Source organism: Flavitalea antarctica (assembly GCF_054461535.1).
In genome coordinates, this window is the sequence record NZ_JBTLQG010000012.1 from 89,154 (window position 1) to 113,010 (window position 23,857).

Annotated in this window: 18 protein-coding genes and 1 tRNA gene; 10 read left to right on the plus strand and 9 right to left on the minus strand. The window is 43.4% G+C overall.

Annotation, left to right across the window (positions count from 1 at the left end):
- Positions 1-134: 134 nt before the first annotated feature.
- Together ACX0G7_RS13355 and ACX0G7_RS13360 are read left to right on the plus strand one after the other, a co-directional pair.
- Positions 135-1,001 carry a helix-turn-helix domain-containing protein gene (locus ACX0G7_RS13355; protein WP_458923985.1) on the plus strand — a complete coding sequence of 289 codons (867 nt, stop codon included), beginning with the start codon at positions 135-137 and terminating at the stop codon, positions 999-1,001.
- A 64-nt stretch (positions 1,002-1,065) separates the two neighbouring features.
- The gene (locus tag ACX0G7_RS13360) at positions 1,066-1,446 is read left to right on the plus strand and encodes an ester cyclase (RefSeq protein WP_458923986.1); all 381 of its coding nucleotides are present in this window, start codon (positions 1,066-1,068) and stop codon (positions 1,444-1,446) included.
- Between the two features lie 48 nt (positions 1,447-1,494).
- Here the strand turns inward: ACX0G7_RS13360 and fumC are convergent, their stop codons facing one another.
- Positions 1,495-2,892, minus strand: a complete 1,398-nt coding sequence (fumC, locus tag ACX0G7_RS13365) for a class II fumarate hydratase (protein WP_458923987.1) — start codon at positions 2,890-2,892, stop codon at positions 1,495-1,497.
- 136 nt (positions 2,893-3,028) lie between these two features.
- Here fumC and ACX0G7_RS13370 point away from each other — a divergent pair, with 136 nt between their 5' ends.
- The 4 genes from ACX0G7_RS13370 to ACX0G7_RS13385 all read left to right on the plus strand — a co-directional run bounded on the left by ACX0G7_RS13370 (position 3,029) and on the right by ACX0G7_RS13385 (position 9,871).
- On the plus strand, positions 3,029-5,764 hold the full coding sequence (locus ACX0G7_RS13370) for a DUF1553 domain-containing protein (protein ID WP_458923988.1): 2,736 nt from the start codon (positions 3,029-3,031) through the stop codon (positions 5,762-5,764).
- An 84-nt stretch (positions 5,765-5,848) separates the two neighbouring features.
- Positions 5,849-7,357, plus strand: coding sequence for a DUF1501 domain-containing protein (locus ACX0G7_RS13375; RefSeq protein WP_458923989.1), 1,509 nt, complete (start codon positions 5,849-5,851; stop codon positions 7,355-7,357).
- Positions 7,358-7,525: 168 nt separating this feature from the next.
- Positions 7,526-8,449 (plus strand): sugar phosphate isomerase/epimerase family protein, encoded by a 924-nt coding sequence (locus tag ACX0G7_RS13380; RefSeq protein ID WP_458923990.1) that lies wholly within the window; start codon positions 7,526-7,528, stop codon positions 8,447-8,449.
- 15 nt (positions 8,450-8,464) lie between these two features.
- Positions 8,465-9,871: a c-type cytochrome domain-containing protein gene (locus ACX0G7_RS13385; RefSeq protein ID WP_458923991.1), complete on the plus strand. Its 1,407-nt coding sequence runs from the start codon at positions 8,465-8,467 to the stop codon at positions 9,869-9,871.
- A gap of 110 nt (positions 9,872-9,981) precedes the next feature.
- Here the strand turns inward: ACX0G7_RS13385 and ACX0G7_RS13390 are convergent, their stop codons facing one another.
- The 3 genes from ACX0G7_RS13390 to gltX form a co-directional block, all read right to left on the minus strand.
- Positions 9,982-10,767, minus strand: a complete 786-nt coding sequence (locus ACX0G7_RS13390; RefSeq protein ID WP_458923992.1) for an enoyl-CoA hydratase/isomerase family protein — start codon at positions 10,765-10,767, stop codon at positions 9,982-9,984.
- 203 nt (positions 10,768-10,970) lie between these two features.
- Entirely contained in the window at positions 10,971-11,390 is a 420-nt protein-coding gene (locus ACX0G7_RS13395; protein ID WP_458923993.1) for a cobalamin B12-binding domain-containing protein, read from the minus strand.
- 155 nt (positions 11,391-11,545) lie between these two features.
- Positions 11,546-13,069 (minus strand): glutamate--tRNA ligase, encoded by a 1,524-nt coding sequence (gltX, locus tag ACX0G7_RS13400; RefSeq protein ID WP_458923994.1) that lies wholly within the window; start codon positions 13,067-13,069, stop codon positions 11,546-11,548.
- Positions 13,070-13,120: 51 nt separating this feature from the next.
- On the opposite strand from gltX, the gene ACX0G7_RS13405 reads away from it, so the two are divergent.
- From ACX0G7_RS13405 to ACX0G7_RS13415, 3 genes are all read left to right on the plus strand, one after another.
- Positions 13,121-14,041 (plus strand): ARPP-1 family domain-containing protein, encoded by a 921-nt coding sequence (locus tag ACX0G7_RS13405; RefSeq protein ID WP_458924043.1) that lies wholly within the window; start codon positions 13,121-13,123, stop codon positions 14,039-14,041.
- A 56-nt stretch (positions 14,042-14,097) separates the two neighbouring features.
- Positions 14,098-14,730, plus strand: coding sequence for a polysaccharide deacetylase family protein (locus tag ACX0G7_RS13410; protein WP_458923995.1), 633 nt, complete (start codon positions 14,098-14,100; stop codon positions 14,728-14,730).
- Between the two features lie 453 nt (positions 14,731-15,183).
- On the plus strand, positions 15,184-15,960 hold the full coding sequence (locus tag ACX0G7_RS13415) for a TatD family hydrolase (RefSeq protein ID WP_458923996.1): 777 nt from the start codon (positions 15,184-15,186) through the stop codon (positions 15,958-15,960).
- On the opposite strand, the gene ACX0G7_RS13420 is transcribed toward ACX0G7_RS13415, so the two are convergent.
- A complete protein-coding gene (locus ACX0G7_RS13420; RefSeq protein ID WP_458923997.1) occupies positions 15,946-17,487 on the minus strand; it encodes a pyridoxal phosphate-dependent decarboxylase family protein in 1,542 nt (513 codons plus the stop codon). The two genes, ACX0G7_RS13415 and ACX0G7_RS13420, sit on opposite strands and share 15 nt — an antisense overlap.
- 382 nt (positions 17,488-17,869) lie before the next feature.
- Here ACX0G7_RS13420 and ACX0G7_RS13425 point away from each other — a divergent pair.
- Positions 17,870-17,956: transfer RNA gene (locus ACX0G7_RS13425), tRNA-Ser, on the plus strand.
- Positions 17,957-18,094: 138 nt separating this feature from the next.
- Here ACX0G7_RS13425 and ACX0G7_RS13430 read toward each other — a convergent pair.
- The 4 genes from ACX0G7_RS13430 to ACX0G7_RS13445 all read right to left on the minus strand — a co-directional run bounded on the left by ACX0G7_RS13430 (position 18,095) and on the right by ACX0G7_RS13445 (position 23,567).
- Positions 18,095-18,877, minus strand: coding sequence for an alpha/beta fold hydrolase (locus ACX0G7_RS13430; protein ID WP_458923998.1), 783 nt, complete (start codon positions 18,875-18,877; stop codon positions 18,095-18,097).
- Positions 18,878-19,860: 983 nt separating this feature from the next.
- A complete protein-coding gene (locus ACX0G7_RS13435; protein WP_458923999.1) occupies positions 19,861-21,066 on the minus strand; it encodes an efflux RND transporter periplasmic adaptor subunit in 1,206 nt (401 codons plus the stop codon).
- Positions 21,056-22,342 (minus strand): efflux RND transporter periplasmic adaptor subunit, encoded by a 1,287-nt coding sequence (locus ACX0G7_RS13440; protein ID WP_458924000.1) that lies wholly within the window; start codon positions 22,340-22,342, stop codon positions 21,056-21,058. The genes ACX0G7_RS13435 and ACX0G7_RS13440 overlap by 11 nt, the downstream gene beginning before the upstream one ends.
- Positions 22,317-23,567 (minus strand): TolC family protein, encoded by a 1,251-nt coding sequence (locus ACX0G7_RS13445; RefSeq protein WP_458924001.1) that lies wholly within the window; start codon positions 23,565-23,567, stop codon positions 22,317-22,319. The genes ACX0G7_RS13440 and ACX0G7_RS13445 overlap by 26 nt, the downstream gene beginning before the upstream one ends.
- Between the last annotated feature and the right edge of the window lie 290 nt (positions 23,568-23,857).

Consider the following 23,857-nt stretch of genomic DNA (forward strand, 5'->3'; position numbering starts at 1 on the left):
GTCATAACCAGCCCATTTTTTCGTATATTCAATGAAGCTTGAATAAGCTTTGGCAGCGTGTCATCAAAATGTTACTAACACGTTCCAGGCACATGATCCCTAAAAGTTTAAGTTTCAATAGAAGGAGAAATGGTATGATTTATCCTTTTGAAGCAGATATCGTCCCTTTTATTCGAAACCTGGTGCAGGGATTACAACCTTACGCTGAAGCCAATGATGTCTCTGTTTCTTTCGATACGCCTGTAACGGGAGCAGTAGTGTTGTACCAACCATATGAACTTTCCCAGTCTCTTACTTATTTGATTTGCAACATCATTAGTGTGTTGCCAGTTAAAGAGCAGATCAGCGTACGCCTGTTTTATCAGCGTGATCAGAATTTTTTAAAACTTGAAGTAGAAAACACGGGAATTAATTTGATCAGGCTAAATGAAATGGCCATTAGAAACCGATATGCGTTTGATGTTGAGCCTTTACCTGACGGTACAAAATATTCATTGTCGTTATCCGGTGGTCCACAAGAAGTCCTGATTAAAGGGTCTGCCCCGGCATGTAATCCAACCAACAATCTCCCGCGCTTTTATGCAGAAATTCAAAAAAGGCTTCGAAGTTGTTTCACACAATCCGAAAAACTGACAGCTGCGCTTGAATTGCACCGGCCACAGGAAGCACTGTTTATTAAAAAAATAAATACCGTTATCAAGGTTAACCTTGCAGACGAAGGATTTGATACAAATGCTTTGTGTAAAGCAATGTCAATGAGCAGAACTCAATTGTTCCGTCGACTGACTTCATTAGTGAGCCAGGCGCCGGCAGGCTATATCAAATCTATGAGGCTGAACAAAGCGAAAGAGCTACTTGAAACAACTGATCTTAGTGTTAGTGAAATAGCCTGCAGAACAGGCTTCCAGACCGGGAGCAACTTTACAAAGGTATTTCACCACAAGTATGGTATTCTGCCATCGCATTGTCGCAGTAGCAACAGAACCGGAACAAATGAATAACAGATTGCAACAAATGAACCATTGCTAACCTGCTTTAGGGTGTAGCTTCATAAAAATTTTATTTATGGAACAGCTACAAAAAAATAAGGAATTTATTATCCGATATTTCAATGCCGTGAGTGGTGTACTGAAACCCAGGCAAATGCTCGAGAAGTACACCAATGACGAAGTTTTGATCGAACATATTCTTTTCTTCGATTCAGCCTTTCCGGCCTATGAAATTTTTGCCGATGAAATGACAGCTGAAGGAAACCGGGTAGTCGTCCGCGCAAGGTTTAAAGGAACCCATGAAGGAGAACTAAATGGAATCTTGCCTACAGGTCGAAAAGTTGACTTTCCGTTTGTAATCAGCTATGAAATCGAAAACAATAAGATCGTCAACCATTGGCTGATTGCAGATCAGATGTCATTAATGGAACAGCTCGGTGTTGGCAACTACGCCTGATCAGCTGTATTACCGGGTAATCTGTATTACTTACTGGCTTTGCACCATTCATATTTTGCCAACCATATTCCCGGGTACTACCACTTCATCGAATTCCTGGGCAGTGACATATCCCAGTTTTACGGCCATTTCTTTGAGGGTGGTACCTTCTTTATGAGCTTTCTGCGCGATTTCAGCAGCCTTGTAATACCCGATCTTAGTGTTGAGTGCAGTAACCAGCATTAATGAATTGTCTACATGCTTTTTTATGTTAGCCTCGATTGGTTCGATACCCGTCGCACATTTTTCGTTGAAGCTATTACAGCCATCACCGATCAGCCGCGCACTGTGCAGGAAGTTATAGATCATCATCGGCTTGAAGACATTCAGTTCAAAATGACCGGTAGCTCCACCGATGTTTATTGCGACGTCATTACCCAGTACCTGGGCGGCGATCATAGTAAGCGCTTCACACTGCGTTGGGTTTACTTTGCCGGGCATTATAGAAGAACCGGGCTCATTATCAGGGATTGAAATTTCCCCGATACCCGCCCTTGGACCGGAACTCAGCATTCTCACATCGTTGGCAATCTTCATCAGGCTGACCGCCACAGTTTTCAGAGCGCCATGTGCTTCAACAATAGCATCATGGGCTGCCAGTGCTTCAAACTTATTTTCTGCAGTTACAAAGGGCAGACCCGTTAAAGCGGCAATATGTTTTGCCACATTTTTATCATAGCCTGGCGGAGTATTTATGCCCGTGCCAACCGCAGTTCCACCCAGAGCTAGTTCAGACAGATGTGACAATGTATTTTTTATGGCCTTCAGTCCATGATCTAACTGTGATACATAACCGCTGAACTCCTGTCCGAGTGTAAGCGGAGTTGCATCCATGAAGTGTGTACGACCGATCTTCACTACATTCCTGAATTGTTCACTTTTCTTCTTCAATGTATCACGAAGCCCTTCAATCGCAGGAATAGTCAGTTCCAGCAGGATCTGGTAAGCCGCAATGTGCATAGCGGTAGGGAAAGTATCATTTGACGATTGTGATTTATTCACATCATCATTAGGATGAAGAAATTTTTCCTTGTCACCCAGGCTACCCCCATTGATTACGTGACCACGATATGCAATCACTTCATTAACATTCATATTGCTTTGTGTTCCTGACCCTGTTTGCCAGACAACCAGGGGGAAAGCATCGTCCAGTTTCCCGGCCAGGATCTCGTCAGCAACTTTGCCAATGAGCTCTGATTTCTCTTTGGGCAAAACCCCTGCTTCGAAATTCGTGATGGCCGCTGCTTTTTTGAGATAGGCAAATGCCCTGATGATTTCCTTTGGCATGCGGTTGATATCCTGTGCTATTTTGAAATTTTCAATGCTCCGTTGTGTCTGTGCGCCGTAAATCGCTTCTTTGGGAACCTTTACTTCTCCCATTGTATCTTTCTCGATCCTGAATTCCATGCAATTAAATATTTAATAAAAATTGTTATATATTTCTGCCTTACTTCTAAAGAGGTTTCATTGTAAACGGAATCGCAAGGTCGGAAAATTTTTATTGAAAGCTTTGTAGTATTTTTAAAGAGTTCAAACACTTGCCATGCGATCATTTTTCTCTAAAAAATTGGTTTGGGTTGTTTCGCTTTTAGTAGGCGGTGTTTTACTATTTACCCTAAGCTCCAGCCGCAGGGCCATCGATTTCAATACGGAAGTAAAGCCCATTCTAAATGCTAAGTGTATCGCCTGTCATGGAGGAGTTAAACGGGAGTCTGGATTTAGTGTGCTCTTCAGAAGCGAAGCATTGGCGAATACTGAATCAGGTAAACCTGCAATTATTCCGGGTGACCCTGATAACAGTGAAATGATAAGACGGCTGACACTTAATGATCCCGAGGAGAGAATGCCATTCAAACATGAGCCACTCACGAAAGATCAGATCTCAACATTACGTCAATGGATCAAAGAAGGTGCGGTCTGGGGTAATCACTGGGCTTATGTTCCTGTACAACCAATCCAGGTTCCGGAACTTGATGATCCCTGGATAAAAAATGATATCGACCGTTTCATTCTCACCCGCTTACAAAAAGAAGAGCTTAAGCCGGCAGCGATTGCTGATGCACCGACTTTGTTGAGACGTGTTAGCCTCGACATAGCAGGACTCCCGATAGCATCAGCTTATTCAAAAGAATTTCTTGATAACCCGGGAGAGGCGCAATACGCTAAGCTTGTGGACTCGTTGCTGGCATCCCCCGCCTATGGTGAAAAGTGGACCTCGATGTGGCTCGATCTCGCGCGGTATGCAGATACAAAAGGATATGAAAGAGATAATAAACGGGTTATCTGGCGTTATCGCGACTGGTTGATCAAAGCGTTCAATAAGGACCTTCCCTATAATAAGTTTCTCATCGACCAGCTGGCCGGTGATATGTTGCCGGGTGCCACTGATGAAGAATTTATCGCCACCGCATTTCACAGGAACACAATGACCAACGACGAAGGGGGAACCGACAATGCGGAGTTCCGGACCGCCGCTGTTCTTGATCGTGTAAACACGACCTGGGAAACTTTAATGGGAACCAGCTTTGCCTGTGTACAATGTCATAGTCATCCTTATGACCCATTTACTCATGAAGAATACTATAAGTTCCTTGCGTTTTTTGACAACACCCGTGATGAGGATACTTACGAGGATTATCCACAACTCAGGCATTTTAATGATTCATTAAATAAGGAACTGGATATTTTCACCGACTGGCTTGGTAAGCAAACTTCTGCTGCTGAAGTCAAAACTGTTACTACGTTTTTGAAAAGCTGGCAGCCATCAATACACTCCTTAACCGCTGACCAGATGGTTAACAGCGAGCTGAACGATACCAAGTGGTTATTATTCCGGGACAATGGCACCGCACGGTTTAAGTCGGTAAACCTTCAGGATAAAGATCAATTGATCTTCAGGTACAGGGCGGGCGAAAAAAATGGTTCTATCCAGATCAGGATGGACAGCCCCGACGGACCTTTACTGACAAGTGTGTCGATCGATACTACCAGTAATCGCTGGAGAATTGCTGCTTTCAAATTTCCTCCTGCTCTTGGCGTTCACGATCTATATTTCCGGTATAAGAATCCTAACATAGCCGGGACTGAAAAAGGAGGCATTCAGTTTGACTGGCTGCATTTTGGCAAACAGCTTCCAGGCAAACAATCACCTGAGTTTGCGAAACAGGAGAAGAGATTCTGGTCGCTGCTCTCAGCGAATACACCCGTTACGCCGGTGATGATGGAGAATCCCGCTGAAATGCGCCGGAACACTTATGTTTTTGAAAGAGGCAACTGGCTGGTATCAGGCAAGCAGGTTACACCCGGTGTGCCCGCATCACTGAACCCCATGCCTGCAAACGCCCCTGCTAACCGGCTTGGGATGGCACTCTGGCTGACAGACAAGAAAAATCCATTAACCGCCCGTACCATGGTGAACCGCGTCTGGGAACAGTTATTCGGGACCGGGCTTGTTGAAACACTAGAGGACCTTGGAACCCAGGGGGCGCAACCCGAATACAAAGAATTACTGGACTGGTTATCCGGCCGGTTCATGAATGAACATAACTGGAGCGTAAAGAAATTACTGAAGGATATTGTAATGTCATCCACCTATAGGCAGGATTCGAGGGTCAATAAAGAGTTGCTCGAAAAAGATCCTTATAACAAACTCTTTGCAAGAGGTGCAAGGGTTCGTCTGAGTGCAGAACAGATCCGGGACCAGTCCCTTGTATTCAGTGGCCTGCTGGATAACACCATGTATGGTCCAAGCGTAATGCCTCATCAGCCTGATGGCATCTGGCTTTCGCCATACTCGGGAAATGAGAGATGGCAGATAAGCGATGGTTCTGCAAAATATCGCCGGGCGGTTTATACTTACTGGAAACGAACCGCTCCATATCCTGCCATGATCACGTTTGACGGCACTTCGCATGAAATATGCACTTCGAGACGAATAAAAACAAATACACCTTTGCAGGCGCTCGTAACCCTCAATGACGAATCGTTCCTGGAGATGTCAAGAAACTTTGCGTTCAGGATGCAGGATGAAGGTGGGACGGCAGTAGCAGACCGGATAAGTCATGGTTATTACCTTGCCCTGAATAAAAAAATAGCACCTGCTGCGTTAGGAGTATTGGTTAGATTGTATAATGAATCACTTGAAAGTTTTCGAAAAGATAAGGATCGCACCTGTGAGATGGTTGGAATGATGGATCATCATAATAATCCGGAAACTGCAGCGCTAGTCGTTGTTGCAAATGCTATGCTGAACCTCGATGAATTGATAACAAAAAACTGATGGAGCGATTTTAAAACCAGGGCGAATTAAATTCAGAAAGGTTGGTATCTGGCGCGAAATAACTGATAACTATTTGTACTTATAATGACCCAAAAAGAGATACATAATCAGCGCCTTTTAAATGAGGCCAATGCGAAAGCACTCAGCTTTTGGACCAGGAGACATTTCCTCAGGGAAAGTGCGATGGGACTCGGTGCTTTAGCGCTCGGTTCATTGTTTGGCGGTTGCGGCCCGGCTGATCAGCCGGCCTCAGCATTACAGTTCGATCCCGCGAATCCCCTGGCACCAAAAGCACCGCCAAGGCTGGGCAAAGCGAAGTCTGTTATCTATCTCCATATGGCCGGTGCGCCTTCTCAGTTGGAATTATTTGATTTTAAGCCTGAACTAAATAAGTTAGATGGATTGGATTGTCCGCCTTCACTGCTGGAAGGAAAACGTTTTGCTTTCATAAGAGGTGTACCTAAAATGCTGGGTCCACAGGCGGTATTCAAACAACGTGGTGAAAGTGGTGCGTGGGTGTCTGACAATCTTCCTCATTTTGCAACGGTTGCAGATGAGGTGAGTTTTATAAAAGCGATGACAACCGATCAGTTCAATCACGCCCCTGCGCAATTGATGATGCACAGCGGCACGCCGCGACTTGGCAGACCGAGTATGGGTTCATGGGTTACCTATGGACTGGGAACTGAAAATCAGAACCTGCCTGGGTTTGTTGTACTTACTTCCGGTGGAAGTTTACCTGATGCCGGCAAAAGCGTATGGGGCAGTGGCTTTCTTCCATCTGTTTACCAGGGCGTTCAATGCCGGTCAGAAGGCGATCCGGTTTTGTTTATAAAAGATCCCGCTGGTATGGACCGGGACATTCGCCGTGCTTCTATTGATGCCATTAACGAAGTGAACCGCCAGCAATACGAAGAATTTAAAGATCCTGAAATTCTCTCAAGGATAAGCCAGTACGAAATGGCTTACAAGATGCAGATGTCTGTGCCTGAAGTTATGGATATAGATAGTGAACCTGCATACATTCACGAGATGTATGGCACCAAGCCTGGTAAAGCTTGTTTTGCAAATAATATCCTGCTGGCAAGAAAACTTGTTGAAAAGGGAGTAAGGTTTGTTCAGCTGTTCGACTGGGGATGGGACAGTCATGGCACCGATAATTCAACTGCACTTGATGAAGGATTCATCAACAAATGCCGGGACACCGATAAGGCTATGACAGCACTATTGCTTGATCTGAAACAGCGTGGATTACTTGATGAAACGCTTGTTGTCTGGGGCGGAGAATTTGGCCGTACCCCGATGATGGAAAACCGCGGCGGAAAAACAAATCCGTTTAAGGGGCGTGACCATCACGTTGAAGCCTTCACCATGTGGATGGCCGGCGGGGGGATCAAACGCGGTGGTAGTTATGGTGAGACTGATGAGATCGGTTATGCACCGGTCAGTGGAAAAACGACAGCGTTCGATATACAGGCGACCATTCTTAACCAGTTGGGCTTTGATCACGAAGCATTTACTTATCATTTCCAGGGCAGGCCTTTCAGGCTGACTGATGTGGCAGGCAATGTTATTACTGATATAGTTGCCTAGCATATTTATTTTGATCCATAGTTTCCGAATGCAACATTACCGGCGTCAACTTTTCCAGAATCGTTCCTTCAGAATTTGTTATTCTGAATTCATATTGCTGAAGCTATAATTTTTTGATTTTTTTCGCGATTTTATCATCCCTTAATCCAGTAAATATATAATCATCTCATGTCAATCTCCCGTAGAGGATTTCTTGGTTTATCAGGAACAGCTTTATTAACTGCATTCGACAAAGCTTCCACCGCAAACGCCTTTATCAATCCACAGAAAAATAGTATGGATCTTAAAATACTTGCAACCAACTGGGGCTACAAGGGAAGCGTTGATGAATTTTGTGCAAGGGTTAAGCAGGAAGGATATGATGGTATTGAAATGTGGTGGCCCGGTGAAAAAAAAGGACAGGATGAACTATTCGCCGCGTTGAAAAAACACAACCTAGCAATAGGTTTTTTATGTGGCAGTGGCGAAGCTGATTTTAACAAACACCTCGGGTTGTTTAAAGATGCGGTTAATGCTGCAGCTAAGCAGCAGGTTCAAAGACCATTGTATATCAACTGCCATTCGGGACGGGATCATTTCTCTTTTGAACAAAACGGTGCATTCATTGAACATACGATTGCACTTTCCCGTGAAACAGGCATCAGGATCTGTCACGAGACACACAGATCGAGAATCATGTTTGCTGCCCATGTCACTAAACAATTTATCCGTAAATACCCGGACCTCCATCTTACGCTCGACATTTCGCATTGGTGTAATGTACATGAATCAATGCTCCAGGATCAACAGGAAGCCGTCGATCTGGCGCTGGGCCGGGCCGAGCATATCCATGCCCGCATAGGTCATCCAGAAGGTCCGCAGGTGAATGATCCCCGTGCACCCGAGTGGGAAAAGATAGTTGCGCAACACCTTCAATGGTGGGATACTATAGTAAACAGGAAGAAAAAGCAAAACACTCCCATAACATTCCTCACCGAATTCGGACCGCCGGATTATATGCCAACGGAGCCGTATACCCGAAAACCGCTGGCGGACCAATGGGCCATAAACGTGCATATGATGAAGTTACTTCGTAAACGCTATCAATCCTAAATCCAGTAGAGCCTGATGTTGAATGTTACTGAATTTCTCGGCCGCTTTCACCCTTTATTAGTTCACCTGCCAATAGGTATCCTGCTTATAGCCATTGTGTTCAGGTTTATGGCATGGAGAAATCCGGGATTACTCCTGGATAAAGCGGTCACCGTGAGTGTTGCGATCGGCAGTGTTGCTGCTGTTCTTTCATGCGTAACCGGTTACCTGTTGTCGCAGTCTGCCGATTATGATCAGGCCATTGTTTGGTGGCATCAATGGCTGGGTATCGCGGTCGCGGCGATAAGCCTGGGGTGGTGGTTTCAGCTCAGGAGGCAGACCGCTTCACACTGGACGGTTTTAACAGGCGGCCTGGTTTTTATATTACTGATGATAACCGGGCATCTTGGTGGGAGCTTAACTCATGGAGAAGACTACCTGTCTTTTGGCCCGGCAGAAGATACTTCCCAAACTATAGTACGGAAACCAATCCCAAATGTCCAGGAAGCCGTTGCCTATACCGAAGTTGTAAAACCTATTCTCTCTGCATCGTGTTACAGTTGCCATAATGAAAGGAAACAGAAAGGTAAACTAAGGCTGGATCTGCCGGAGCATATCATGAAGGGTGGAAAAAACGGGGACATTATAGACACCGCTAATCTGACCGAAAGTGAAATTGTTAAAAGATTATTATTGCCTTTATCAGACAAAAAGCACATGCCCCCAAAAGATAAAAGGCAATTGACAAAAGATGAGCTCAGCCTGCTTCATTGGTGGGTAGAGTCCGGCGCTTCATTTGATCGCAAAGTGAAGGAACTAACCCAGGCTGGTAAAATTGTGCCCATTCTTGCAGCTTTGGAAAAACCGTCCACCATAGTACAACTGCCTCCGGATGTGCCGCCTGCGCCGGTTTCCAAAGCAGACCAATCCGCACTTGATGCTTTGCGCAAAAGAGGCGTAGTGGTGGTTCCCGTATCCGCGGAAACCAATTACCTCAGCGCAAACTTTGTAAGTACAGACAACGTGAGCGATGATGACATGAAGTTATTGATACCGATAAGTAAACAACTAGTGAGCCTCAAAGCAGGGGACACAAAAATTACTGACACCGGCTTAAAATATATCGGGCAATGTACCAGCCTGAAGCGACTTCAGCTTCAAAATACAGCGATTACCGATAAGGGTCTCGCGATGTTGTCTTCATTAAAGAACCTTCGTGATATCAATCTTGTCGGCACACCGGTAACAGCAGCCGGGCTGGTAAATCTGAAATCGCTGAAGGAACTCAATACAGTCTACCTCTATAAAACCGGTGTAAATCGTTCAGACTGGCCCGTATTGAAGTCGGCTTTCCCATCTGTAAATCTTGATTCGGGTGGATATGTGCTGCCAATGTTGGAAGGAGATACTTCATTAATTAAACCGAAGCGGCGAGGGAAGTGACGCGAGGGAAGTGACGCGAGGGAAGTGATGAATTATGAGTTATGAGTGATGAGTAAGTTATGAGTTATCGCACTCATCACTCATCACTCATCACTCATCACTCCCTGATCCTACCTTCCTTTAAACTCTGGTTTCCTTTTGTTGAGAAAAGCACTTGCTCCTTCCTTCATATCCTCCGTTGCAAAACTCTCACCGAAGCCCGTCAGTTCAACGACGTATCCGTCTTTTGTTTCATTATAAACAGCATTGATGGCAGTGATCGCTTTTGCAATGGCAAGCGGTGCTTTTGTATTGATGGTTTTGAGAATAGACAGGGTCGTGTTCATTAGTTCATCGGGAGCACAAACGGTATTGACGAGACCATATTGTAATGCAGTATTCGCATCGATCAATGCTCCGGTCATGATCAGTTCCATTGCGCGGCCCTTGCCAACCAACTGGGTTAAGCGCTGTGTGCCACCATAGCCTGGGGTAAGTCCGAGGTTCACTTCCGGCTGACCGAATTTTGCATTGTCTGATGCGATGCGGAAATGACAACTCATCGCGAGTTCGCATCCGCCTCCTAAGGCAAATCCGTTCACGGCTGCAACAACAGGTTTCGGCGAATTTTCGATCTTAAAAAAAACATCCTGACCTCTTTTTGCCATAGCCATAGCTTCTTCCTTGCCCATGCCTTCGAACTCGGAGATGTCTGCCCCGGCTATAAAAGCCTTATTACCACTTCCTGTAATCATGACGGACCTGATATTATTATTACTGTAAACCTCATCCATCGCTTTGTCGAGATCAGCCATAACCGATTGGTTGATCGCATTCATTTTTTCCGGGCGGTTGATGGTTATTGTCAGGATATTGTCAGTGAGGGAAGTTGTTATTGTGGTGTATGATTGAGTCATGAGAAATGAATGATGGGTGAAGAAAAAATGGGTGACTAGTTATGGAGATAAAATTGTGTAATCAAGTATGGCAAATAAAGTTTTGAAAGAAGTATGAGGGATAATGCATGTTTGATGAATTGTCAGCAATGATTGTATTCAATGAATTATAAGCAATGAATTAAAATTAATGTCCTATAACCGACGATTTATAGTTCATGGCATCAAAAGTTTCGATGTGTTTTAACCCAATCCCTTATATAATTGGCGATGTCCTGCGTACTTGTCCCCGGTGAAAACAATTTTCCTACACCCATTTCATTAAGTGATTTCATGTCCTCCTCAGGGATAATGCCACCACCGGTAAGCAATACATCATCCATTTTTTTTTCCTGCATGAGTTTAATGATTTTGGGAAACACAGTGTTGTGAGCCCCACTTAAAATGCTTATGCCGATCGCATCCACATCTTCCTGCAGTGCTGCGTTTACGACCATCTCCGGTGTTTGCCTGAGCCCGGTATATATCACTTCCATCCCTGCATCGCGCAACGCGGTTGCGATGATCCTGGCTCCGCGGTCGTGGCCATCGAGCCCGACTTTAGCAACCAATACCCTGATGGGCCTTTCATTTGATTCTGGCATAATGATTTGTCTCTTTAAATATTCGCCCTGACTGTAAGTTCAGATCAGTAATCAAAATTTGCTTCCTCTTCAATTCAACCCCGTCTTCAGTTATGATCGCTATTTAAGTTTAGGCTTCAGAATTGATCCTGATCTATTACCTGTACAATTCCGCTTCATAAAATCGCCAGGACCGTTTTCATCCTTTTGACTGTTTCGTCATGGCCAATTGCAGCAGCTATTTCGAAAACACCGGGCCCGAATTTACCACCAACCAACATTATCCGCAAGGGCAACATAAGTTCACCCGGTTTGATGCCAGCTGCAGTGGATAGTTCTTTGAAACGCTGTTCTATATTCAGCGCGGTCCACTGAGTCTCGGCTGCCAGGCTTTCTGCAAACGCAGTAAAGAAATTTGCTTTTTCAACGGACCATTTCGGTTTAATGGATGCCGTATCTATTTCTTTCGGAGCTTCGAAAAAAAAGCCAGCCTGCGTATAAAAGTCTGTGATCAATACACAACGATCTTTCACCATGGTGATAACCTGATCAAGGTATTCATCATTCAGCGCTATCAATCCCTTCTGCATAAGTGCCACCTGCACAAGTGGCCGAAGCTTAGGTGCTTCCATATGTTTTATCCACTCATGGTTAAACCATTTGGCTTTTTCATAATCGAATTTCGCCCCGGATTTGTGAACCCGGTCCATGGTGAATTGTTGAACCAATTCTTCTATCGTAAATATTTCTTTGCCGGTTCCATCGTTCCAGCCAAGCATAGCAAGCATGTTTACAAATGCTTCGGGAATAAATCCTTTTTCTTTGAAGCCGGTGGTTGTTTCGCCTGATTTAGGGTCTTTCCAGTCCATGGCAAAAACAGGAAAACCAAGCCGGTCTCCATCGCGTTTACTCAGCTTACCGTTTCCGTCAGGCTTCAATATAAGCGGCAGATGTGCCCATTGAGGCATCTTATCTTCCCAGCCCAGGTATTTCCACAAAAGAATATGAACGGGGGCCGATGGTAACCATTCTTCACCCCGGAAGGCATGTGAAATTTGCATGGCATGATCATCCACTACAACTGCAAGATGATAGGTAGGCATGCCATCACCTTTCAGGAGAACTTTATCATCAACCTGGTTGCTGTTAAAAGACACCTCGCCCCTTATCATATCGGTGAAGGTTATGTCTTCATTAACGGGTATTTTAATACGGATAACATAGTTTGACTCTTTCAATAATGATTCTACTTCTGATCGGGGGAGAGTAAGCGAATTGCGCATCCGTTCACGGATCGCCGCATTATATTGTGGAGAAGGGTTTTCAGGTGTTTTAAATGCTGTCCGCATCTCTTCAAGTTCCGCGGGAGTATCAAAGGCATAATAAGCAAAGCCCTGTTCAACCAGTTGCTCGGCAAATTTGCGGTAATCGGCTTTTCTTTCACTCTGTCTGTATGGCCTGAAAGGTCCACCTTGTTCGGGACCCTCATCCGGGGCCAGTCCGCACCAGTTCAGGCAATCGAGGATATATTGTTCTGCACCCTCCACAAAACGTGATTGATCAGTATCTTCAATCCGGAGGATAAAGTCGCCTCCGTGGTGCCGGGCAAAGAGATAGTTGTATAACACGGTCCGGACACCTCCGAGATGCAGGCCGCCTGTGGGACTTGGTGCAAAGCGCACCCTCACTTTGTTGCTCATAGCCGCAAAGATAACTGACAATAATTTAAGTATTTAATCGTTCCGCTATTGATGGTCCGCTTGTGCCTGGTTTTGTTTGCTTTGCTCAGCATGTGTCGTGGCATGGCTCAACTCACCTACAATGAGCTGTTTGTGGACTATGACAGTTCAGTAGAATATAAAAACCTCAAAGTCATCCCCATCCGGAAAAAGCCTGGCGCAGGAACAGACAAACCTTTACTATCATTTGGAAAGGCAGTACAGTCCGGGAAGATAATTGTCAGTGAAAGAGGCACAGCTTCTACCGAGAATGTGCACTGGTTGCGTGTGAATAATAATTCCGGGCAACCAGTATTTGTCGCCTCGGGTGAAATCGTACTCGGCGGGAGGCAAGACAGGATGGTAACCAAAGACACCATCCTTCAATCATCAAAGGCAGATCAATACATTCCCGTAATGTGCGTAGAGGAGGGTAGATGGAGTGATAAAGAAAAAAAATTCACCTATGCGGCTTTTGCCAATCCGAAACTCCGCCGTGTTCTGGATCAATCAAAAAATCAAGTCCTCGTTTGGAAAGAAATTTATGCGCAGCTTGATAGCAGTAATATTAATTCTCCGACCCTTGCCTATGCTGCAAAAAGAATTGACAAAAAGCATATCCTGTTTTCGGATGAGTATCTCCGTTATTTCTCAAAAAATCTGAATGCAGGTGACACCGGTATCGTTGGTTTTGTTTGCATGACCGGGGATAAGATCATCGGTTCAGATATTTACAATGATCCTGCTTTGTTCAGGGACCAGTTTGAGCACCTGTTAAGTGGTTATATAGAACAGGCGATAAATTACGGGAGCCAAAACCGTGTCACAGATGAAGCCGTGCGAAAATATCTTGACCAGTTTTTGAAGGATGAAGAATCGCAGGGAACTTTTTTACGAAAAAATGGCAAGATCTTCAGAAACAATGGCAGGGTCTTTCACATCACGTCTTACTGAATACCCACAGCTGTTGAGAAGTTGTAAATTAGCAGTGCAAATCAATAATCAACAGGATGGGCTACTACACAATTAAAACGCCATGGCTACTCAGGAAGCTTTATTCCGGTTGTACCTGGAAGATAGACTCAAAAGAGAAGGTCATATATCTCACCTTTGATGACGGCCCTCATCCGGAGGCAACACCATATGTTTTACAAACACTTGCTGAGTATAATGCAAAGGCGACATTTTTTTGTATAGGAAAAAATGTTGTCGAATATCCTGACATATACAGAAGAATTATTTCCGAACAACATCGGGTAGGGAACCATACTTACGACCATTTAAACGGATGGAAGGTGGGCGACCAACAATATTTCGACAATATTTTACTGGCCGCCAAACATATCGATAGCCAAATTTTCAGACCGCCATATGGAAAAATCTCCGCTTTCCAGATAAGACATCTTAAAGATGAGCCGCTAAAATATAAAATAATAATGTGGGATGTACTCAGTGGTGACTTCGACATAAGCCTGACCGGGGAGCAGTGTAGCTTCAATGTAACGCGAAATGCAGGAAATGGCTCAATTGTTGTTTTTCATGACAGCGAAAAAGCATTTCCGCGTCTGAAGACAGCCTTAAATGAATGTCTCAAATTTTTTAGCGGAAAAGGATTTCGGTTTGAGTCAATACCTGTTGAATGAGACTTATGCTGCCTGGACGGCCCTAAAAAAATTTGGGCCTGGGTAGACACCCTGGCCCGTTTTTAATCCGTACCCTATGAAAACTAGTTTAAAGGTATAAACTTTTTTAATCAAAGAAAAGTAATTTATTAGAGGCGAAGTCCAGAGCGCATTTCATCAGATTGTCCTATTTGAATTATTTGTCCAAACGGGGAAGAAATTGCACGCCTTCCCGCGCTTTCAAAGTTGTATATCTGATACACAGCCTTTATGATGCCTATCCCGCCACTTATATCAATAATGCCTGGATAGTTAGCCAGCTCCAATAGATTCTTACCTATCTTATGCCGCGGCCTTTTTCCCTCCTTAAAAGATATTCCTCCGTAAAAGATATTGTTAACTAATAACGTTAAAAGCGTACTATCTGATAGGTGCAAAAGCCTAAAAGAAACATAATTTCCGCAATTTTGCGCCATGAGTACAAACTACCTTGTGGACACGCATAGCCATTTGTATGCTGAGGAATTCACAACTGATATCGCAGAAGTGGTATCCAGGGCCGGAGCTGAAAGGGTAAAGAAGATATTTTTGCCGGCGATCGACAGCAATAGTGCCGATTCGATGTTTAAACTTGAAAGTGCTTATCCCGGCAAGTGTATTGCGATGATGGGATTACATCCATGTTATGTAAAAGAGAATTACCAGCAGGAACTGGATTTCGTGAAGAGATGGCTGAATAACAGGAAATTTGCAGCTGTAGGGGAGATCGGCCTGGACTATTACTGGGACAGGAATTTTGACAAGGAGCAACTGGATGCTTTTTCATACCAGGTGGACCTGGCGCTGGAGCATGAACTGCCGATAGTCATTCATTCGAGGGATTCAATGGACGATACTATCGCAATGATCAGAGCTAAACAGGATGGAAAGCTGCGCGGTATATTTCATTGCTTTGGTGGTACTTATGAACAGGCAGTCGAGATTATTGGACTGGGGTTTCTGCTTGGAATTGGCGGAATACTGACTTACAAAAAAAGTGGCCTGGCTGCGGTCGTTGAAAAATTGCCTATGGAGTCTTTAGTGCTTGAAACTGACGCCCCGTATTTAACGCCTGTTCCATTCAGAGGTAAGCGGAATGAAAGTTCTTACCTGAAATATATAGTATCAAAGCTTGCTGAGATAAAACGGTTGCCGGAAGAAGAAATAGCCAGGATCACAACAATCAACGCTGAAGGGTTATTCGGGGCTTGAATAACTATTCATTTGTGGTTGCTGACCCTGGAATTTCTGCGCTAACTTTCTTCCTGTTCTGACAATTATTTCTATGATCTCAACAATGTCTTTTTCCGAGGTTCTGAAATTGACGATACAACTTCTCAGGCAGTACTTTTCACCGACGATAGCGTTCGATAAAAATGCTTCACCGTTGCGTTGCAATTCATTCAATAGTTGCTTATTAAGGGCATTGAGAGCTTCCAGGTAAAGATCTGCGTTTGCTTTTTGATGATCCTCTCTTTGAAATTCAAGGGGCACAAACCGGAGAGTTGTTATGCTCAGGTTTTGGGTTAATGCCTCCAGTTCCGGATGATCATTGGCTAAAGTAAACAGCAGCTTTGATAGCCTGATGTCTTCTTCAATCATTTGGATATATCCTGACCTGCCTGCCTGTTGCAGGGCCAGCCAGACTTTTAAGGCCCTGAAGCCACGGGAGTTTTGAAAACCATATTCATAGAAATTATGGGTAACATCATCATCGTGGCTATCAAAATTATAATAGACCGGGTGAAAACTATAGGTTTCCTTGAGATGATTCGGATCTTTTACCAGTGTGCATCCGGCTTCGAGGGGGCTGTACAGCCATTTGTGCGGATCGAGCGCTATCGAATCTGCATCTTCTATTCCCTGGAACATTTCTTTTAAAGAAGGTACTACGGCTGCACAGATACCATAGGCACCATCAATATGAAACCATAAATGATGCCTGCGGCTGATCGCGGCGAGACTTTTCATATCATCCACAACACCCGTACTAACACCCCCCGCTGTGCCTATGATCATAATTGGTTTGCTGCCATTTTTCAGATCATCTGCAATGGTTTGTTCCAGAAGCCCGATATCCATCCTGCCTTTCACATCCGTTTTTATCCAACGCACTGATTTTTTTCCAAGCCCGAACAAGACAGATGCTTTATCTATCCAGGTATGAGTCGCCGTTGAACAATAAATCACTAATCTGCCAACAATTGCTGAGAGCCCATCTTCCTTTATTGTTTTAGGCGTTTTTGCAGTTAACCCGGCCATAAACCCGGTGAAGTTGGCCATATTACCACCGCTTACCATTATTCCTCCATAACCGCGGGGGAGGCCAATAAACTCTGCTATCCAGGCAAGCGTTAGTTTTTCAATTTCAGTGGCAATCGGCGATAAGATCTGGGCCCCAACGTTCGCGTTAACCACAGCGGCAAGCAGATCGCCAAGCGCACCTATTGGCGCAGGAGAGGAAGTGATATAGCCATGAAATTTTGGATGCCCGTTGAATAAGGAATGATTAAACAACTTTTCTGCAGCATCGAGTAACAAGGGCTCTGCGGCTTTGCCATTTACCGGGAATGGTGTGGATTGAAGCAGTTCTTGTAACTGGCGCGATGTTTCACCACGAGTGACAGGCTTTTGTTCGATGGTTTCCAGGAATATGGAGATCTGATCAATCAATTTATAGCCGGCGGATTTGAATTCCTCGCCACTCATTGCAATTGCTGCATTTCGAATTTGTGACATGGGATGAGGGTTTATGATGGGATAAACGAACTCGATTTACGATGCACTCAGTACCGTAGGCACTAGGTATACTAAGCACTCGGGGCAACAAGCACTCCTGCAATAAGCAGCTAAGTATGATAAGCAGCTAAGTATAAAAGCACTCAGTACAATATCCACTTAAGATTCGAGCCAGGGTCAGGTATCCCCATTTACAGGATCAGGCTCGCCGGCAAAGGTCCAAAATCCCGCCGAAAAGCGATCTGATTGTTTGATCGGACAAAAAAAATCGCTACCCAGTTTCGTTTCCACCGAAAACCACCGCCGAAAAAGAAGCATTTTGAGGCCAAAAATTTATTCGGATGCTAAGACGGTATCCATTATTTTTGCGACCCTTAGTTTAGGAGAGTTGTCCGAGTGGTTGAAGGAGCACGCCTGGAAAGTGTGTATACTCGAAAGGGTATCGAGGGTTCGAATCCCTCACTCTCCGCTAGTAAATGAAAGCCGCTTCTACAGCGGTTTTTTTCGTTCGAAGAGTCCCTTTCACATCCCTTTTAAAAGAATTCCAAAATTCATAGACAAAAGTTCTCTTTTTGAGAACTTTACTACCGTTATTCGCCTGCCACTCTTATTCGCCGGTTGTTTTATAAATCAGTTCAATTGTTTTTAGTGGAGCGTCCCAATGTGGAAAATGACCACAGTTTTCAAACCAATGCAATGTGGCATCCGGAAATAGTTTCATTGCCCTGGCAGCTTGCTTTGGAAAACATACCCGGTCATTTTTACCCCATCCAATTGCCAGTGGTTTAGCCCCATCTTTATGTGGCGCTCCTTTTTGTTGCTCGCCGTATGCAAGATTTTGTAACAATTCATCAAATGACGGAGATGCTGCATATGCCTGCATTTCGTTCAATACCAGTTGTGGAGAAAGTTGCGAAGGTTTTTTGGAAAATTGGAGCAATAGCAATGATCGGCCAATAGCACTTTTAGAAATACCAGGCATAATGGGTTGCAATAGCCGCACAATCCGTATAGAGGCTGCAATGCTGTTGTAAAAAAATGGTATCTCCCACCCCTTCCAGAACCCTCCGGGATCTAGCGACACTACTGCACCCAGCACACCTCCTCTACGAAATAGCTCCAGCACTAACCTTGCGCCCATAGAACTACCAACAGTATCAATTCCGGTCATATTGCTTTCCTGTAAAAACAACGTCACGGCATCTGCAAGTGTGCGGATAGAAACTTCACCTTTTAATGCAGGTGTTTTTCCATGACCGGGCAAGTCAATAGCAATAACCTCTCTTTGAAGGGCAAGCTGATTAATAATTGGATCCCACGATTTACAACTGCCTCCGATACCGTGAATCAACAAAAGTGGCTTTCCCTGGCCAATTCGTTCGTAGTGCATTTGCATATATTTTAGTTTTATCGATCTCAGAGTTGACTATCTAGATTATTTTACACTGCAATATTGCTGCCTCTTCTAAAAAAAAGCCATGCTTCAGTCCGTGTATGCAAAATTTCCCCCCGGAATCTATGCTACAAATCAATGAAACTAACATTGGTTTGGTGAGAGAAATAAATTGGATAAAAATATCTCCCGGAAAACAAATAGCAGTCTTGAATAGTCGTTAATTGTAATTATATCGCAGGTCATTGCCTTGGTTCGTGGCACACGAAACAGAAAAACGACCCGTTCATGAAAACTAACTCTCAGATTATCCAGATGTACTTGGTCGGAGGGATACAATTCAACCATGGTGCCTCAATTTAAAAAAGTTAAGGGAGCAATTACTTTCTTTCTACAAACTGAATTTCCTAGAAATGATAAAGAATCAAATTGGCTTCCGGAACTCAACGGTCCATCCTCTATGGTTGATGCGTCGATGTTGCCAAAGGAAGAACTATTAAAAAGCACGAAGAATTAATCGATAAATGCGCACCACCTTCTATAACCTAGATTCAAAATGTATTTGGATAATAGATACAACTGTTTAATTTTACAGAGTTCTTTCTCTAGCTGGTGTACTTTTAGAGACCAAAGAAGTAAAAAATACATCCGAGTAAATATACTCCAGAGTAGATCAGCAGGTTGTAAGTGTTGTTTATAGGATTAAATACAGGGTTCATTTCCCTCACTCTACGCTACGAAACCAGTGCGTTAAAGACGCTGCGCGATCAATTGGCATTGCGATAACGAATTATTGGTTTTACAGGAGATAAGTGACGTCATATTCACTTTTTCTGCTACCAAAGTTGCTACCTGTCATATTTTCTTCTCAATAGGTGAGCTGCAAACCGCATACTTGAAAGAACGGCCAGGGTGCAACCAAACTGAACCAAATTGTCTGGTTTACCAGTTATTTGTAACAGTTAAGAAAAGTTGGATCACTAATGGTCATGTCTTTGTCCCGCCCCACTTTTGAGGATAAATTCACTGCTTATTAAATACGCACCCGATGTAACAATGATTTCTCCCAATTTAATTCCTGAAAGTATTTCAATGAAATATTTATTTTCTATGCCTGTTTTCACCATGCGTTGTTCAAATGTGGTTTCATTTTTCTGCACCCAAACTGTCTTCATTTTCTCGAGTAAAACGGCTGTTTTTGGCACGGATAAAACAGAATGTTGATTTTTCGTCGGATTTACATAGACCATCATTCCAGGGATAAGTTTGTTTTTAGTGTTGTTGACTTTTATGCGTAGCAATTGGATTTTGCGACCTTCTTCAATTCTCGGATTGTGAAACACGAGACGACCACTATAAATTTCATCTGGGGAGGTTTCGAAATAAACCTGGAACGAGCTGTTGTAGTTTGTTTCATTTGTATAAACCTGTGCTTCGACCCAAACCTGTTTTAATCCTGCTGATTTTATGAGGGGTGTGCCTTCTGACACATACATTCCCTCTTTGATCGTCAATTGTATAACATAGCCTTCTGTTTGGGAATAGAAGGTGTTAAACGGGGATGCCGCTTTGTTTTTCTCCAGTTCTGAAATTTGATTTTCACTAAGTCCCCAAAGCAAAAGTCTGTTTTTAGATGCGGCAAGCATATCATCTAAAAGTGAGTTTGGTGTATTGCTTTGTTGTTTTTTTTCGGATAACGTGATAAATTCCTTTTCTCCCGCAAATAGTTCCTCGCTATATATGCCATAAACAGGGTTGCCTCTCCTGAGATATTCCCCCGTTGTTTTAACGTAGAGTTTATCAATTCTGCCTTTTACCCGGCTGCTGATAGTGGTTACCTGTTCCTCATCGATGGCAACAGTTCCCAGGATTGTTGAAGTAGGAACGATGCTCCTAAATTTAACCGTGTCCGTTTCAACCCCTGCTAATCGCTGCTGACGTTTTTCGACGGTAATATAATTGCCTGCATGTTCCGCATGGTCGTTTTTCTTGCTCTCAATTTTTACCATCGACATCTTACACACCGGGCATAAACCTGGTGAACTTCTTTGAACGCTTAGGTGCATCGGGCACGTATACTTCGCGGCATTTTCGCCGTCTACCGGGCTTTCATATTTATTCCTGCAGCCAACAAGCACAGCCCCAAAAAACAGGAATATTATTATTGATTTCATATTAATTTTCATCTAAAAATGTTTCGCTGTCTGTTAAGTATCCCACATTTTCAGCTACTTCTTCATTTGCCGAAAGTCCACTTATAACGCTGATCATCCGGTTGGTTGCCGCACCTGTGCGAACTTTTCGCAACTGAAACATTCCTGTCCCGCTTTGTGTTATTCCGGTTTTTACCCAAACAAAGGAACTTAATCCTGTATGATAAACTGCCGAAGCAGGAATCTGAAAACTTCCATTTGTTTCAAGCGGAATTTCAGCCCTTAAAAGGGAATTCAGATTTAATTGACCATTGTGATTGGGTAGTTCAACTCTTACCCTGACAAATCGCTGATTGTTTTCTTCAAAGGCTTGTTCCACCAACGCAATTTTTCCAGTTAATTGCTTGTCTGGAAAAAGCTCGGAAATGATTTTTACCTGCCTGTTTTTGAGAAGGACTGAATGAAATTGAGGCGAGATCGAAATGATTGCCCAAACATTTTGAAGATCGTTTACACTGAACATCGTTTCGCCTTTACTGACATATACACCTTCCCGGATTTGATCACCGGATGAACCTGCAATTTCGCCGGTATTATTATTCGGTTCTATGCTCATAGCACTCATCGCAGTTTGCTGGGATGCATTTGTACTGCTTACGGTTTCCGCATCGAAAAAAACATACCCGTTGGCCGGACTATAAACCGTAATTGTATGCGCGAATGTGCCATTTTTTTCAAGTTGCGAAATCTGGCTTTCGGTAATTCCTAATAATCTGAGTTTTTGCCTTGATTGTTCTTTCAGTAGTTCTTCTCCTTCAGATTTTAACAGGAATAAATGTTCTTCCTGGAATGTGTTTAATTCGGGACTATACAATTCTAGAATCCTGTCACCCATCTTTACGAATTGGAAGTCGTATTTTACGAACAGCTTTTCTATTCGGCCACCAAACCTTGCTGAAACGCTTCGACTGCGACTTCTGTCAAGGTCAATATATCCCTCGGATTCTACAATCTGTATTTCGCTTTGAGCTGACAATTTCACCGTTGCCTGTCTTGATAAAACTTGTTTGTTTGGTGAAATTATTTGGACTAAGGTGTCGATTGCCGAATGGTTGTGTTGACCTGGATGTTTGTGCTCATTAAGCGTGTTGTGTTCACCTTGTTTGTCTTTACAGGATGAAAGAAGCAATATGACTGCTACAATGAAAAAACAGATCGCTGACCACGGTGTTTTGATGAGATTTCCAATGATAAAATCATAACACATCATAAACATCTGCGTTCTATCTGATTTCGTTTTCGTATTCATATTCGGCTGTTAATTTTAAAATGTTAAACAACTTGTCATACATTTCCATTTTCCTCATCAGGAGCATTTCCCAAGCATCAAGAAGTACAAAAAAATCCCCGGTGTTTTGTTTGTATGCAAGCAAATTAGCTTGGAGGTTATTCTCAAAAGCGGGGATGATGTGGCCATTGTAATTTTTATACTGCTCATTTTCATAATTGAGCATAGAGAGTTTCTCAGTTGACATTCTCTTTGCCATCAGTTCCATTGCTTGTTTCTGCAGTTCCATGGACTCTATTTCAGATCCCATTGATTTATATTCCGATTTGTACATTTTTGATGACCACGGTGCGATAGGTATCGTAATCATTCCCATTATTGACCATTGGTTGGGCATACCAAACATTTGCGCATGTTCTGCCCGGATTCCGAAATCGGGCCTGTTTCCGATCTTCAGCATATTTTGCTCAAGCTTCATGGATTGGATGAATTTGGACATCGCAGTTATATCACTTCGGTTTGTAATCTCAGCTGTGTCCGTCAAAGTCAGCGAATAGTGGTTCGTCACTATCAATGTATCAATCTTGAATTGCGCATTAGCATCCCGCACCATTAGGATATTCAAACCGATATTGCTTTCCGACATTATTCCCCGGAGCATGTATTGCATGTTTTTCAATTCAGCCAATTTTGCTTTTGCTTTGTAAATAGTTTGAAGTTGCGATTGGTTGTTACTGAATTTTGCTTCTGCGGTTGATAACAGCAACGTTAGGATTTCCTCGCTTTCGGTTATTACTCTTTGTTTTTTCTCGGTTACAAATCGTGTGTAGTACAAAACCTTAGCCTCCTTCCGTAATTCATTTTTTGTCCATTCGCGTTTGCTTTTCTCAACTGCGGTCAACGAGTTTATATAATACTTTTTGGCGTTGCGCTTGCTTTGGTTGGGTATCATTTGTTCAATCGAGAAAGCTATACCCGCCTGATTCATTGGGTCGTCTTTTTTATTGAGCATCATCAGGTTGTATGGGAAACGCATAACCCCCGTTGAAAAAATGGGCGGCATCCATGATTTGGCCCCTTCCGCTTTAGACTCCCAGGATTCGATGTTCTGCTCATACTGAAGAATGGTTGGATAATTGGTTTCTATCTGTTGTAACAGTGTCTTCAATGAAAGAAAAAAGGTATCCTGCCCGTGAATTTTGTGCATGGACAGGATGAGAATGATAACTAAAAATATCTTATACATTTTATAAAGATTTTTCAAAATAAAATTTACCCGTTTTTCTGGCGAAAGACCGGCGACATGAACCGGTTATACCGATCTATAAATCTCTCATGATATTCCAATCCCAAAAACGATGATCTGCTATTTGCATCTGGCTAATCCCTTTTTAAAAACACCTGTTCGTTTACATCTAACGTTCCCCGATCTTCAAGCTGCATATTTAAAATAGTCAATGGAAATTCTGCTTTATTTTTCCGTGCTTATTCGGCGGACATGCCTTTATCTTTTCCGGATCAATAGAATGCCGGGGA

Bases quoted from the DNA above. Each gene is read 5' to 3' on its own strand.
- ACX0G7_RS13440 (WP_458924000.1), bottom strand. From the start codon at position 22,342: ATGAATACGAAAACGAAATCAGATAGAACGCAGATGTTTATGATGTGT.
- ACX0G7_RS13410 (WP_458923995.1), top strand. From the start codon at position 14,098: ATGGGCTACTACACAATTAAAACGCCATGGCTACTCAGGAAGCTTTAT.
- ACX0G7_RS13355 (WP_458923985.1), top strand. From the start codon at position 135: ATGATTTATCCTTTTGAAGCAGATATCGTCCCTTTTATTCGAAACCTG.
- ACX0G7_RS13430 (WP_458923998.1), bottom strand. From the start codon at position 18,877: ATGCACTACGAACGAATTGGCCAGGGAAAGCCACTTTTGTTGATTCAC.
- ACX0G7_RS13405 (WP_458924043.1), top strand. From the start codon at position 13,121: ATGGTCCGCTTGTGCCTGGTTTTGTTTGCTTTGCTCAGCATGTGTCGT.
- ACX0G7_RS13445 (WP_458924001.1), bottom strand. From the start codon at position 23,567: ATGTATAAGATATTTTTAGTTATCATTCTCATCCTGTCCATGCACAAA.
- ACX0G7_RS13360 (WP_458923986.1), top strand. From the start codon at position 1,066: ATGGAACAGCTACAAAAAAATAAGGAATTTATTATCCGATATTTCAAT.
- ACX0G7_RS13420 (WP_458923997.1), bottom strand. From the start codon at position 17,487: ATGTCACAAATTCGAAATGCAGCAATTGCAATGAGTGGCGAGGAATTC.
- ACX0G7_RS13385 (WP_458923991.1), top strand. From the start codon at position 8,465: ATGTTGAATGTTACTGAATTTCTCGGCCGCTTTCACCCTTTATTAGTT.
- fumC (WP_458923987.1), bottom strand. From the start codon at position 2,892: ATGGAATTCAGGATCGAGAAAGATACAATGGGAGAAGTAAAGGTTCCC.
- ACX0G7_RS13375 (WP_458923989.1), top strand. From the start codon at position 5,849: ATGACCCAAAAAGAGATACATAATCAGCGCCTTTTAAATGAGGCCAAT.
- gltX (WP_458923994.1), bottom strand. From the start codon at position 13,069: ATGAGCAACAAAGTGAGGGTGCGCTTTGCACCAAGTCCCACAGGCGGC.
- ACX0G7_RS13380 (WP_458923990.1), top strand. From the start codon at position 7,526: ATGTCAATCTCCCGTAGAGGATTTCTTGGTTTATCAGGAACAGCTTTA.
- ACX0G7_RS13435 (WP_458923999.1), bottom strand. From the start codon at position 21,066: ATGAAAATTAATATGAAATCAATAATAATATTCCTGTTTTTTGGGGCT.
- ACX0G7_RS13395 (WP_458923993.1), bottom strand. From the start codon at position 11,390: ATGCCAGAATCAAATGAAAGGCCCATCAGGGTATTGGTTGCTAAAGTC.
- ACX0G7_RS13390 (WP_458923992.1), bottom strand. From the start codon at position 10,767: ATGACTCAATCATACACCACAATAACAACTTCCCTCACTGACAATATC.
- ACX0G7_RS13415 (WP_458923996.1), top strand. From the start codon at position 15,184: ATGAGTACAAACTACCTTGTGGACACGCATAGCCATTTGTATGCTGAG.
- ACX0G7_RS13370 (WP_458923988.1), top strand. From the start codon at position 3,029: ATGCGATCATTTTTCTCTAAAAAATTGGTTTGGGTTGTTTCGCTTTTA.